This is a genomic window from Nonomuraea sp. NPDC049695 (assembly GCF_040674955.1).
GTDB classification, from domain to species: domain Bacteria; phylum Actinomycetota; class Actinomycetes; order Streptosporangiales; family Streptosporangiaceae; genus Nonomuraea; species Nonomuraea helvata.
Genome location: NZ_JBFANV010000057.1, coordinates 1 through 13,107, shown reverse-complemented (window position 1 = coordinate 13,107; position 13,107 = coordinate 1). Strand labels below are relative to the sequence as shown.

10 protein-coding genes are annotated in these 13,107 nt (G+C 72.4%); 5 read left to right on the top strand and 5 right to left on the bottom strand.

Going from position 1 to position 13,107, the window contains the following annotated elements:
- Positions 1–21 precede the first annotated feature (21 nt).
- The 3 genes from AB0J64_RS36815 to AB0J64_RS36805 are packed head-to-tail and all read right to left on the bottom strand — an operon-like array spanning position 22 to position 3,631.
- On the bottom strand, positions 22–2,136 hold the full coding sequence (locus tag AB0J64_RS36815) for a xanthine dehydrogenase family protein molybdopterin-binding subunit (protein ID WP_364037810.1): 2,115 nt from the start codon (positions 2,134–2,136) through the stop codon (positions 22–24).
- The gene (locus AB0J64_RS36810) at positions 2,133–3,125 is read right to left on the bottom strand and encodes a xanthine dehydrogenase family protein subunit M (RefSeq protein ID WP_364037807.1); all 993 of its coding nucleotides are present in this window, start codon (positions 3,123–3,125) and stop codon (positions 2,133–2,135) included. Before AB0J64_RS36810 ends, AB0J64_RS36815 begins: the two co-directional genes overlap by 4 nt.
- Complete coding sequence (locus AB0J64_RS36805; protein ID WP_364037804.1) at positions 3,122–3,631, bottom strand: 2Fe-2S iron-sulfur cluster-binding protein; 510 nt, start codon at positions 3,629–3,631, stop codon at positions 3,122–3,124. Before AB0J64_RS36805 ends, AB0J64_RS36810 begins: the two co-directional genes overlap by 4 nt.
- 206 nt (positions 3,632–3,837) lie before the next feature.
- Here AB0J64_RS36805 and AB0J64_RS36800 point away from each other — a divergent pair, with 206 nt between their 5' ends.
- Complete coding sequence (locus AB0J64_RS36800; RefSeq protein ID WP_364037801.1) at positions 3,838–5,409, top strand: AMP-binding protein; 1,572 nt, start codon at positions 3,838–3,840, stop codon at positions 5,407–5,409.
- Positions 5,393–6,148: a hypothetical protein gene (locus AB0J64_RS36795; RefSeq protein ID WP_364037798.1), complete on the top strand. Its 756-nt coding sequence runs from the start codon at positions 5,393–5,395 to the stop codon at positions 6,146–6,148. Before AB0J64_RS36800 ends, AB0J64_RS36795 begins: the two co-directional genes overlap by 17 nt.
- A 33-nt stretch (positions 6,149–6,181) precedes the next feature.
- Here the strand turns inward: AB0J64_RS36795 and AB0J64_RS36790 are convergent, their stop codons facing one another.
- A complete protein-coding gene (locus AB0J64_RS36790) occupies positions 6,182–7,441 on the bottom strand; it encodes an alpha/beta fold hydrolase (RefSeq protein ID WP_364037795.1) in 1,260 nt (419 codons plus the stop codon).
- A 161-nt stretch (positions 7,442–7,602) separates the two neighbouring features.
- Between AB0J64_RS36790 and AB0J64_RS36785 the strand changes: the two genes are divergently transcribed.
- Complete coding sequence (locus AB0J64_RS36785; RefSeq protein WP_364037792.1) at positions 7,603–8,493, top strand: SDR family NAD(P)-dependent oxidoreductase; 891 nt, start codon at positions 7,603–7,605, stop codon at positions 8,491–8,493.
- A gap of 101 nt (positions 8,494–8,594) precedes the next feature.
- Here the strand turns inward: AB0J64_RS36785 and AB0J64_RS36780 are convergent, their stop codons facing one another.
- Positions 8,595–9,197: a TetR/AcrR family transcriptional regulator gene (locus AB0J64_RS36780; protein WP_364037789.1), complete on the bottom strand. Its 603-nt coding sequence runs from the start codon at positions 9,195–9,197 to the stop codon at positions 8,595–8,597.
- A 101-nt stretch (positions 9,198–9,298) separates the two neighbouring features.
- Between AB0J64_RS36780 and AB0J64_RS36775 the strand changes: the two genes are divergently transcribed.
- Positions 9,299–10,348, top strand: coding sequence for a saccharopine dehydrogenase NADP-binding domain-containing protein (locus AB0J64_RS36775; RefSeq protein WP_364037786.1), 1,050 nt, complete (start codon positions 9,299–9,301; stop codon positions 10,346–10,348).
- 270 nt (positions 10,349–10,618) lie between these two features.
- Positions 10,619–13,102 (top strand): AAA family ATPase, encoded by a 2,484-nt coding sequence (locus AB0J64_RS36770; RefSeq protein WP_364037783.1) that lies wholly within the window; start codon positions 10,619–10,621, stop codon positions 13,100–13,102.
- The last annotated feature ends 5 nt before the right edge of the window (positions 13,103–13,107 follow it).

Genomic DNA, 13,107 nt, shown 5'->3' with positions numbered 1-13,107 from the left:
GGCCCCGTCCGGTGCGACGGGTTACGAGAACAGGGCGAGCTTGTCGAGGGTGATCGGCAGGTCGCGGACGCGGATTCCCGTCGCGTGGTGGACGGCGTTGGCGATGGCCGCCGCCGTCCCCACGATGCCGACCTCGCCGATGCCCTTCGACCCCATCGGGTTGATGTACAGGTCCGGCTCGCCCACGAAACCCACCTCGACGGCGCCGACGTCGGCGTTGGCGGCGACGTGGTAGCCGGCCAGGTCGTTGTTGACCACGTGCCCGAAACGCGGATCGACCACGCTGTGCTCGTGCAGCGCCATCGACAGGCCCTGGACCATGCCGCCGACGAGCTGGGACCGGGCGGTCTTCGGGTTGATGATCCGGCCCGCGTCGAAGATCCCGAGCAGGCGCGGCACCCGCACCTCGCCGGTGTCCTCGCGCACGTGGACCTCGGCGAACTGGGCGCCGAAGCAGTACATCTCGTACTGGGCCAGGTAGGGATTGCCGGGCATGTCGGCGGTGACCTCGACGCCCTCGGGCGGGATCGGGCCGCTCAGCAGGTCGCGGAGCTGGTCGGCCGCCGCGTGGATGGTGGTGCCCCAGCAGTTGATGCCGGTCGAGTGGCCGGCGGGGGAGGCGGGCGGGAGGGTGCTGTCGCCGATCCGCAGGGTCACGTCCTCGACGGCGACGCCGAGCGCGTCGGCGGCGATCTGGGTCAGGGCGGTCCAGGTGCCGGTGCCGAGGTCGGCGGCCCCGATCCGGACCGTGTAGTGGCCGCCGGCGTCCACCCGGATCGCCGCCGCGCTGCCGGGCAGGCGCGAGGCCGGGTAGATCGAGGCGGCGACCCCGGTCCCGATCAGCCAGCCGCTCTCGCGCCGCCGCCGGGGCACCGGGTCGCGGCCCTGCCAGCCGAAGCGGCGGGCGCCCTCGCGCAGGCAGGCCACCAGGTCGCGGCTGGAGAACGGCTTGCCGGACTCGGGATGGGCGCCGGGCTCGTTGCGCAGGCGGAACTCGATCGGGTCCAGCCCGCAGGCCAGCGCCAGCTCGTCCATCGCCGACTCGATCGCGAACATGCCCGTGGCCTCGCCCGGCGCCCGCATGACCGTCGGCACCGGAAGATCGAGAGCGGCCACCCGGGTGGTCGTGCGCCGGTTGGGCGCCGCGTACAACATGCGCGTCGCCACCACGGTCTGCTCGGCGTACTCCTTGACCCTGGCGGTCTGCTGCACGGCATCGTGCGCGATCGCGGTGAGCCGGCCGCCGGAATCGGCGCCGAGCCGGACCCGCTGGATCGCGGCCGGGCGGTAGCCGACCAGTGAGAACATCTGCTGCCTGGTGAGCGCGAACTTCACCGGCCGTCCCGGCACGAACTGCGCGCCCATCAGGGCGAGCGTGGCGTACGAGACGGGGTACGCCTTCGACCCGAACCCGCCGCCGACGTGCGGCGAGATGACCCGGATCCGCTCCTGGCCGACGCCGAACGCCCTGGCCAGGAGCTGGCTGACCCAGTGCACCCCCTGGGAGGAGCAGCGGACGGTGAGCTCGTCGTCGGTCCAGGTGGTGATGACGGTGTGCGGCTCCATCGGATTGTGGTGGTTGATCGGGGTGGTGTACGTGGCGTCCAGCGTGAAGGCCGCCGTGCCCAGCGCGGCTTCCACATCCCCCATGGCGCTGTCGGCGGGGGAGCCGTCCTGAAGGTCGCCGGGCAGCGAACCGAAGACGGCCGCGTGCTGCGGCTTGTGGAGGTCGTCGCGGTCGGCCCGCAGCTCGGCATCGTGAGGCCGCTGCTCATAGTTCACGCGGACCAGGCTCGCCGCATACCGCGCGATCTCCAGGCTCTCCGCGACGACGGCGCCGATGAACTGCCCCCGGAAGGCGACCTCGTCGGACTGCAGGACCGCCACCTCGGGGTCGCCGGGCCAGTCCAGTTTCGGGGCGTTGAGGTGCGTGATCACGCACAGCACGCCGGGCTCCGCCGCCGCGGCGTCGGCGTCGATGCCGGCGACCCGCCCCGCGGCGATCTCCGCCTGCAGCGGATAGAGGTAGGCGGGGGACTCCACCGGCCATTCGCCGGCGTACGTCGCCGCGCCCCGGACCTTCAACGGGCCGTCCACACGGTCGAGGGACGCGCCCACGGCGCCGGTCGTGGTCATCGGGCGGCCTCCTCGGCCAGCGCCAGCAGCGTGCTGACGATCGTGTTGCGGGCGAGCGCGACCTTGAAGGCGTTGCCCGGCAGCGGCCGGGCCTCGGCCAATTCGGCCTCGGCGGCGGCGCGGAAGCTGTCCTCGGTCGCGGGCGCCCCGTGCAGCAACTGCTCGGCGATCGCCGCCCGCCAGGGCTTGTGCGCCACGCCGCCCAGCGCGAGCCGTACGTCACGTACGAAGCCGTCCTCGACCTCGACCGCGGCGGCCACCGACACCAGCGCGAACGCGTACGACGCGCGGTCACGTACTTTGCGGTAGCGGGAACGGGACGCCGTCAGCGGCGGCGGCAGCTCCACGGCCGTGATCAGCTCGCCCGCCTCCAGCACGGTGTCACGCTGCGGCTCCTCGCCGGGCAGCCGGTGCAGGCCGGTCACGGGGATCGTCCGTTCCCCCTGAAGGCCGGTGGTGTGGACCGTCGCGTCGAGCGCCGCCATCGCCACGGCCATGTCGGACGGATGCGTGGCGGCGCACGCCTGGGAAGCGCCCAGGATCGCCAGGTCCCGCTCGTGGCCGCCCCGGGCCGGGCAGCCCGACCCCGGCTCCCGCTTGTTGCACGGGGTGCTCACGTCGCGGAAGTACGGGCAGCGGGTGCGCTGCAGGAGGTTCCCGCCCGTGGTGGCGAGGTTGCGCAGCTGGTAGGAGGCGCCGGCCAGCAACGCCTGGGAGAGCATCGGGTAGCGGCGCCTGACGCGCCGGTCGGCGGCCAGGTCGGCGTTGAGCACCCCGGCGCCGATGCGCAGGCCGCCGCCGGGCGTCTCCTCGATCCGGTCGGACATCACCCGCCGGACGTCGACCAGCAGGCCGGGGGAGGCCACCCCCATCTTCATCAGGTCCACCAGGTTGGTGCCGCCCGCGAGGAACGCCGCGTCGGGGTCGCCCGCCACGAGGGCGGCGGCGGATTCCATGTCGGCGGCCCGCTGGTACTGGAAAGGCTTCATGAGCCCGCGACCTCCTCGATGGCCGGCACGATGTTGGTGTAGGCGGCGCACCGGCACAGGTTGCCGCTCATCCGCTCGGCGATCTCCTTCTCGTCCAGGACGACGGCGTCCGCGTCGAGGTCCTCGCTGACCGCGCTCGGCCAGCCCGCCCGGGCCTCCCGCAGCATCGCGACGGCGGAGACGATCTGGCCGGGCGTGCAGTAACCGCACTGGAGGGCGTCGTGGGCGATGAACGCCCGCTGCATGGGATGCGGCTCGTCCCCCTCGGCCAGCCCGGCCGCCGTGACGATCTCCGCTCCGTCGTTCGCGACGGCGAGCGTGAGACAGCTCGTCACCCGGCGGCCGTCGAGCAGCACGGTGCAGGCCCCGCACTGGCCGTGATCGCAGCCCTTCTTGGGGCTGGTGTTGCCCAGCCGCTCACGCAGTGCGTCCAGCACTGTCGTACGGGTGTCGACCGTGAGCCGATGCTCCCGCCCGTCCACCCGCAGCACGATTTCGGCGTCCATGTTCTCGTCGTCCTTCGCTGAGATGAGATCACCGTAGGCGCGGGGGAGGGGAAGGGAATCTGTCGAATGACTGGCACCCCCACCAGGTGTCCGGCGCCCGAATCCAGTCACGCGACGGATTCAGCGAGATGTGCGCGCTCCTATCGTTCATGCGGGGTGGACGCCCGCCGTGCCCGCGTCCGCCCGGGCGACAGGGGGCGATGTAAGTGATCTTCACCAGCGCATACCCGCACATCGGCCTCATCGAGGCGCCCGTGCACCAGGTCGTGCTCCGGCGGGCCGCCGAGTTCGGCGACCGGCCGGCGCTGGTCGACGGGCTCACCGGCGAGGTGACCACCTATCGGCAGCTCGACGAGCGATCCCGCCGCCTGGCCGCCGCGTTCGCCTCGGCCGGGGTGCGGAAAGGGGACGTGCTGGCCGTTCACAGCCCCAATTCCGTCCTGTATCCCGTGGTGCTCTACGGCGCGATGCGGGCCGGAGCGGTGATCACGCCGGTGCCCGCGGTGGCCACCGTCCCCGAGATGGCGGGGCAGCTGGCCGACTCGCGGTGCCGGTGGATCGTCACGACCCCGGCCGGGCTGGGCGTGGCGCATGAGGCGGCGGAGCGGGCGGGCGGCGTCGAGGAGATCTTCGTGTGCGGTCCCGGGGAGGACGGCTGCCCGTCGATCCTGGAGATGCAGCACTCGGCGGCGCCCGAGCCGTACATCGTGTTCGACGCCCGCGAGGACCTGGCGGTGCTGCCGTACTCGTCCGGGACCACGGGGGCGCCGAAGGGAGTGATGCTCTCGCACAGCAACGTGGCGACGAACCTCGTCCAGATCGAGACGTTCCTGCCCTCCCGGGTGGGGGAGCCGCTGCTGGCGGTGCTGCCGTTCTCCCACATCTACGGCCTGACCGTGCTGCTCAACACCCCGCTGCGGATGGGCGCGACCGTGGTGGTGCTGCCGCGCTTCGACCTGGAGGAGTTCCTGACGGCGATCGAGACGTACCGGATCGCCGGCCTTTACGTCGCGCCGCCGATCGTGCTGATGCTCGCCAAGCATCCGGCGGTCGAGGGGCGGGACCTGTCGTCCCTGGAGTTCGTGCTGTCGGCGGCGGCCCCGCTGGACGCCGGCCTGGCCGAGGCGTGCGCGCGCCGGCTCGGCCTGCCGTCCGTCGTGCAGGGGTACGGCATGACCGAGCTGTCGCCCGGCGTCAGCCTGTGCCCGCGCGGCGGGAAGGACGCCCCCGCAGGAACGGTCGGCCGGCTGCTGCCGGGCACCGAGCTGCGGCTGCTCGACCTGGCCGCCCCCGGCCGGGACGCCGCGCCCGGCGCGCCCGGCGAGATCGCCGTCCGCGGCCCGCAGGTGATGAAGGGCTACCTCGGCCGTCCCGGCGACACGGCCGCCATGATCGACGAGGGCGGCTGGCTGCACACCGGGGACGTGGGCCGGATGGACGGCGACGGCTGGCTGCACATCGTCGACCGGGTCAAGGAGCTGATCAAGTACAAGGGGTACCAGGTGCCGCCGGCCGAGCTGGAGGCGCTGCTGCTCGCCCATGAGGCCATCGCCGACGCCGCCGTCGTCGGTGTGTACGATGCGGAGGGCAACGAGGTGCCGAGGGCCTATGTGGTCAGGCGGCCGGGCAGCGAGCTGGACGAGGATGATGTGATGGCGTACGTGGCGGGGCTCGTGGCCCCGTACAAGAAGGTGCGTCAGGTGCGGTTCGTCGAGGCGGTGCCGCGCTCCGCCTCGGGCAAGATCCTGCGACGGGAGCTCCGTGACGCGGACGGCTGACCCGTCACCGGCGGCTGACGGGCGTCCGCGCGCGGTGCCGCGAGCCTTACTGACCGGCGCCGCCTTCCTGCTGGTCTACCTGCTGCCCTTGAGCGCGACCGTCGGGGTGTTCGCGGCGACGGCCAGTGTGGGATGGGCGGCTCTGGCGCTGATCGTCGCCGTCCTCGTCGGTGCTGCGGTGTTCGTCGTGCCCGGCGCCTTCTGGGAGGGGAACCCGGAACCCCTGATCGGGTGTTTCGCCGTGGCGATGCTGCTCGGCCTCGGCCTCGGCGTGAACGGGGCCATCCACTTGGAGCAGGGATACCAGCACTGGTACGGCGTGGCCAAGCAGGCACGGATCTCCCTGGTGCAGGTGGACAAGGCCAGACGCGGCGTGAACTGCCGCTACATCCTGGGCGGCGCCTTCGCCGATCAGTGGACGGACGACTTCCCCGTCGAAAACCTGCCGGATCGGGCGGCGTGCCAGGCCAGGGTCGGCACGGCCATCGAGGTGATGGTGGACCCGCGCCGGCGCGTCCAGCCGCAGGTCAGGGACGACCTGGAGGGCATCGGCACGGCGTTGTGGGTCGAGGGCGTGCTCCTGGCCCTGGCCGGGCTCGGCGGCCCGGTCGCCGCGGGCTTTGCCTTCCGAACGGTCAAGCAGGCCGCGAAGGCGAGGCGCGCCGCCTCGGCACGGCCGGCGGTCGACCGCGTCCCCCCGTGGCACCGGCAACGGCCCCGCCGACGCAAACAGCGGTGACCACCGGCGGGCTTCGAGTGCCCGGCCGTCGGATCAGGCGCAGTTCGAGGTGGCGCGCCTGCCGTCGAAGCGGTCGCCGATCCACTTCAGGATGTCGGGCATGGCGCCGTCGTCGATGCCGGTGACCTGCCCAGGGTACGTGTCGTGCGCCAGCCCCGGATACGTACGGTAGGTGACCCGCGCACCGGTACGGCACAGCGACCCGGCCACCTCGTCGGTCATGGCCTTGGTGACCAGGGTGTCGGCCTCGCCCTGGAGCAGCAGCAGCGGGCCGGCCACCGGGCTCTGCCCCGTGCTGTTGCGCTCCAGGAAGCGGGCGAAGCGCGGCTCGGTGAGGTATCCGGGACGGACGAGCGCGGAGCCGGTCAGGTCGGTGTAGACGGCGGCGACCACGCCCAGGCACTGGCTGTCCACCGCGTCCAGCCGGGCCATCGCCTGCGGCGTCAGCAGCCGCGACAGTTGCAGGCCGGGGTCGGACGCCTTGGCGCCGGCGGCGATCAGCGGGACGAAGCCGCCGAGTCCGGGCTGCTCGGCGGCGTGCCGTACGAGCTGGGTGAGGTTCGCGCCGGGTGAGGTGACGACGGCGCCGAGGTAGCCGGGCTCGGGCCGGCGGACCTGCGCTTCCGCGACGGCCAGCGCCGCCGCCCCGCCCTGCGAGTGGCCCCAGACGGCCCAGCTCCGCGACAGGCCGGGTACGGCGTCGCGGGCCGCGCGCAGGCCGTGGACGACGTCGTTGGCGGCGGCGGTCTTGTCGCCGAGCGCGTGCCCTCCGTCCGTGCCCAGGCCGGCGTAGTCGGGGGCGATCACGGCGTACCCGCTGTCGAGGAAGCGGGCCATCTGGTCGCCGTGGTACAGGTCGCGCATCAGCGAGGGGGCGCAGCCTCGGGCGGTGCCGCTGGCGCCGTGGGCGTCCACCACCACCGGCCAGCCGCCCTTCGGCGCCCGGCCCTTGGGCAGCAGGACCACGCCGGACGCCGCGCGGTCGCGGCCGTCGGCCGTGCGGGAGTGGTAGAGCAGGCGGGTGGCGGGCAGCGGCCGGCCCGCGGCGGCGTAGTCCTTGGCGGCCTCCTGGCGGATCAGGGTGCCCGCCGGCGCCCAGGGCAGGGGAGCGGGGGCGTCGTAGAAACGCGTACGGGGCAGGGCGTTGGCCTGTTGCTGCTGCTGGGCGGTCTGGCACCAGGTGTCGCATGGCCACGCCTCGGCCTGGGCGGGAGACGCCTGGGCGGGTGCTGGAAGGGCCGCGATGGTCGCGGCGGCGAGCATCGCGGTCACGGAGCTGCGGAGGAAGTGCATGTCGGATTCCTTCGACGGTGAGGTGATCGAGCTATGGACGGGGCAGGGCAGCCCGGTGTGACAGTGCTTCGCCATCGATTTAACTCATCATCGTTGAGTTTCCGTCCATCCTCGTCTATCGTGAACTCACCATCGTTGAGTTATCTCGGGAGGAGACGACGATGCCACGATCCGTAGTGATCACAGGAACTTCGTCGGGGATCGGCCATGCTTCCGCTCTGGCGCTGAGTGCCAGGAGCTTCACAGTGTTCGCCGGAGTCCGCAACCCCGCGGACGGCGAAGCTCTGCGTGCCGCCTCCGGCGGTGACATCGTCCCGCTGCACCTCGACATCACCGACGCCGAGGCGATCGCCGCCGCTGTGACGCAGGTTGAAGAGGCCGTTGGGGCGGCGGGACTGGCCGGGCTCGTCAACAACGCCGGGATCGGCGAGCCGTGGCCGATGGAGCTCGTACCACTGGAGGTGTTCCGGAACCACCTCGAGGTCAATCTCACCGCTCAGCTCGCCGTGACCCAGGCGTTCCTGCCGCTGATCAAGCGTGCCCGGGGGCGCATCGTCAACGTGGGCTCCGAGGGCGGGCGGATCACGATGCCGTTCCTCGGCCCCATCACGGTAGCCAAGCACGGGCTGGTCTCCGTGACCGACGCGCTGCGCATGGAACTGCGTCCCTGGGGCGTACAGGTGAGCATCGTCGAGCCGGGCGCCACCCAGAGCAAGGCTCCCGTCAAGCTGGTGGACAACGGCCGGCGCGCCGTCGCCGAGCTGTTCTCAGCGCGCGGCCGGGCCGACTACGGCGCGACGTTCATGCACGTGATCGAGATGATCGCCGCAGGTCATGAACGTACGGGCAGCCCTCCGGAGGTGCTCGCCGATGCCGTGGTGAAGGCGATGACCGTGCCCAGGCCGCGTACGCGCTACCCCGCCGGCGGGCACGCCAAGCTGCTCACCCGGTTGCAGCGCGTGCTGCCGGACCGCGCCATGGACGCCCTGTTCCTGCGCATGCTCGGCCTCGACCGGGTGTCCTCTGCTTCTTCGACCACCGTGGGAGTCTGACGATCAGGTCTGTGGAGTGGGGTCGTCGTCCTGGACGGCGACTTCGCCGCGCTCGCCGGCGAGGCGACACCCGTGTGGGCCGCGCGCTCGACTGACGCGGGCTACACCCGTGCCGGCCGGGCGCGGTCGAGGCGGTCGTGGATGGCGCGGCGCGCACGGTCGTAGGCGTCCGCCCGGCCGAGCAGCCGGCGGGCGTAGTTGGCCTGGAGGACGGCGGCGTGGATCTCGAAGATGAGCTGCTCGGCGTCCAGGTCCCCGGCCAGCTCGCCCAGCCGCTGGGCGAGCCGGATCTGCTTGTGCAGGATCTTGTCGCTGGTGAGCGCCACCTCGGCGATCGCGTCGCGGACGGGCCCCTCGCGGCCGTCGAACTCGGGGGCGACCGCGCAGAAGAAGCAGCCGCCGTCGAACGTGTCGAGGTAGCCGATCCAGGCGTCCGCCAGCGCCCGCAGCCGGGGAAGCCCGTCGTCGGCGCGTTCGGCCACGCGCAGGACCCGCTCCTCGAAGACCTGCGTCGCCGCCGCCACGATCTCCAGTTGCAGCTCCTGCTTGGTGCCGAACAGGCCCTGAACACCGCTCTTGCTTATGCCCAGCGTGGTCGCGAGCTTGCCGAGGGTGATCCCCTCCAGGCCGTCGAGGGTGGCCACGTTCAGGGCGCGCTCGAGGATGGCGCGGCGGCGTTCGTCTCCGGGGCGAGTGGTCGGCATACCCGTCATCATACGTCGGAATACGACCGATCGCATTGACAAATACGATCGTATGCTTCTATGGTCAGGGCACCGATCACGACGAGCTAGGAGTTTTCGACATGAAGGTCGCGGTATACGGGGCGAGCGGCTACACCGGGAGACTGGTCACGGCCGAAGCGCACCGCAGAGGGCTCGACGTGGTGGTCTCCGGAAGGGACGAGTCCCGGCTGCGGGAGGTCGCCGAAGGCGCCGAGGTCAGGGTGGCGAACGTGGACGACGCCGCGGCGCTGGCCCGCGCGTTCGACGGCTGCGACGTCGTCATCGGCTGTGCCGGGCCGTTCTCCAAGGTCGGAGACCCGGTCGTCCAGGCGGCCATCACGGCCGGCACCCACTACGTCGACACCTCCGCCGAGCAGATGTTCCTGCGGCATGTCTTCGACACCTATGCCGAGCAGGCGGAACAGGCCGCGGTGAGCGTCGTCCCGGCGGTAGGCTTCGACATCCTGCTGGCCGACATGATCGCGCACCTCGCGGGGGCACGGGTCGAGCCTCTCGACGAGCTGACGATCGCCTACCAGACCAACGACTTCGACATGACCCGGGGCAGCATCCGGTCATCGCTCCAGGTCCTGAAGGACGGCGATCTCGCCTACGAGGACGGGCGCTGGCGCCCCGCGGAGGGCCTGGCCGTCAAGCGCACGTCGTTCACCTTCCCCGGTCAGACCGAGGAGAGGCTGACGGTGCGGTGGCCGGGTGCGGAGATCGTGACCGTCCCCCGCCACGTGCGAGCCCGGCGCGTCGAGATCATCACCGACGCGGCCGTGTTCAGCCCGGAGATGATCTCCCTCATGCAGTTGCCCGCCGACGAGTGGACAGCCGTCATCGACCAGTTGCCCGAGGGTCCTTCCACAGAACGCCGCCCCGCCGCCGACTTCACGATCGTGGCCGAGGCCGTGGGCACGGACGGCCAGCGCGCCACCGGCGTGGTGCATGGCACCGACATCTACGCGAGCACCGCGGTGTTCGCCGTCGAGGGAGCGCGCCGCCTGGTAGCGGGGGAGGCCAAGGCCGGGGTGCTCAGTCCGGCTCAGGCGTTCGACTCGGCTGCCTTCCTGGACTATCTCGCCCCGTACGGCGTCGAATGGAACGTCGTCACCGACGAAAAGTGAACGCGACCTGACTAGTCGTTTGACAGATTCGTACACGGACCCGTGCCTCTACCCTGAGCAGTGCGAACCGCCCGGTGACTGCTTCGCCACGGTACATCGCCGCAGGCGTGACCACTGGGGAGGAGTGTTGTGCACGGATCCGTGCTGATGACCGGTGGATCAGGCCAGGCATCGGGGCCCTGGCCGGCGGCCGGCATCTCATCGTGACAAGGGCGGAAACGGACGGCGCCGGCAGCGTGGCCGGGCAACGCCGGGCGAATGGGGATGCTCATGCTCATAGGGCGGATCAAGGAGCAGGCAGCGGTCGATCGGCTGCTCGCCACTGCCCGAGCCGGGAAGAGCGGATCGCTGGTGCTGCGCGGGGAAGCCGGGATCGGCAAGACGGCGCTGCTCGACTACGCCGCCGAGGCAGCGGGCGACGAGATGCGCGTGCTGCGCGGGGCGGGCTTCGAGCCAGAGATCGAGCTGCCCTTCGCCGGATTGCACCTGCTGCTCCGCGGCGCCGTCGACAACATCAACGTGCTGCCCGACGCGCAGGCCCGGGCCTTGCGTGGCGCGCTGGGCCTGGAGCCCGGGTTCAGCGGCGACCGGTTCCTGGTCGGGCTCGCGCTGCTCACCCTGCTGGCCGACCTCGCCGAGCGGCGTCCCCTGCTGTGCCTGGTGGACGACGCGCAGTGGCTCGATCACGCCTCGGCCGAGGCGTTGCTGTTCGCGGCCCGCAGGCTGGAGGCCGAAGGAGTGGCGCTCATCTTCGCCGCCCGCGAGGACGAGCATGCCTTCCCCGCCGCGGGCGTGCCCGACCTGCACGTGGCGGGGCTCGACACCGGCTGCGCCGCCGAGCTGCTGGCCGGGCACGCCTTGGCGCCGAGGGCCCGCGAACGTGTCCTGTGCGAGGCGCAGGGCAACCCCCTGGCCCTGCTGGAGCTGCCCGCGCTGCTCACCACGGCTCAATCCGCGGACGAGTCGCCCATCCACGCCTTCGGCATCGGCTCCTGCCCCGCCCCCGGCAAGGTGCACCAGGCTTTCCGTGACCGCATCGCCCGCCTGCCCGAGGCCGCGCGAACGGTGCTGCTGGTCGCCGCGGCGGACGACACCGGCGCCCTCGACGTCATCCTGACCGCGGCCCGCAAACTCGGCGTGGACCTGGCGGACCTCGACACCGCGGAGGTCGCCGGCCTCGTCCACGTCGGCGACGGGCGCGTCAGCTTCCGCCACCCGCTCGTCCGCAGCGCCACCTACCACCTCGCCTCCCTGGTACGGCGGCTGGCGGCCCACCGCGCGCTGGCCGAGACGCTGGCCGGGCGCCCCGGCGACGTGGACCGCTGGGCCTGGCACCTGGCCTCGGCTGCCACTGGGCCCGACGAGGAGAGCGCGGCGGCGCTGGAGCGCAGCGCCGAGCACGCCCGCGCCCGGGGCGGCCACGCGGCGGTGGCCGCCGCGTGCGAGCGCGCGGCCCAGCTCAGCCCCGACCCCCGCGAGCGGGGCCGCCGGCTGACCCTCGCCGCCGCCGCGGCCGCCGAGGCCGGCCTGTACGAGCGGGCGTGCGACCTGGCCGACAGGGCGGCCTCGGACGTGACCGACCCCAAGGTGCTGGCCTATCTCGCCCGCACCCGGGCGATGGTCGCGATGGCGCGCGGCGAGGTGGAAACGGCCCACACGCTGCTCGCCGGTACGGCCGAGGCCATCATCGGCCAGGCCGAGGACGTCGCCATCGCGCTGTTCGTCGAGGCGCTCACCCCCGCCTGGATCGGCAGCAACTACGCGGCGCTCGCGCGGACGGCCACCCGCGTGTCCGGGCTGCACAGCACGAAGGCCGGGCAGCTCCAGCCGATGACGCGGGTACTGGCCGGCATGGGCGGCCTGGCCGGCGAGGAGCCGCCGGGCGGCCTGGCGTGGCTGCGCGACATGATCGAGGGCCTGCGTGACCGTACCGAGCCGGTGGAGCTGCAGGAACGCGCCCAGCTCGCCATCTGGGACCTGGTGATCGGCGACGACTCGATGGCCTACGACAGGGCCGCGGCCATAGAGCGGGAGTGCAGGACCCAGGGCGCGATCGGGCTCCTGCCGCTGGCGCTCGCCCTGGTGGCGCGCTCGCAGATGTTCCTCGGGATGCACCGGGAGGCGCTGGCCAGCGCCGAGGAAGGGCTGCGTATCGCCAGGGACACCGATCAGGGCTACTACGCGGCCCTGCTCGTCGGCGTCCTGACGTATCTCGCCGCGCTCGAAGGCGACGAGGAGCGGTGCCTGAAACTCGCGGAGCAGATCGCCGACGTCCGCGACGCGGCTACGGGCGGCATGCGCTGCGTCTCGCTGAACCTGCTCGACCTGTCTCTCGGCCGGCCCGAGACGGCTCTGCGCAGGGCCGAGGAGTTCGGCGCGTTCGGGCCCGCCGCGCGTACCGTCATGGTCATGCACCGCATGCCGGACCTGGTGGAGGCGGCGGTGCGGACCGGCCGCAACGACTTCGCCGTCGCCGCCTCCGAACGGGTGCAGATGTGGGCGGCGCAGACCCCCTCGCCCTGGGCGGACGCGGTGGCGCTGCGCTGCAACGCGCTGCTGGCCTCCGACGAGGACGCGGAACGGTACTACGAGCAGGCGCTGCGCCTGCACCTGCGGGGCGGCCGGTTGTTCGAGCGGGCCCGTACGGAGCTGCTGTACGGGGAGTGGCTGCGGCGGCTGCGCCGGCGCGCCGACGCCCGCCACCAGCTTCGCTCGGCTCTCGACATCTTCGAACGGCTCGGCTCCCGTCCCTGAGATCG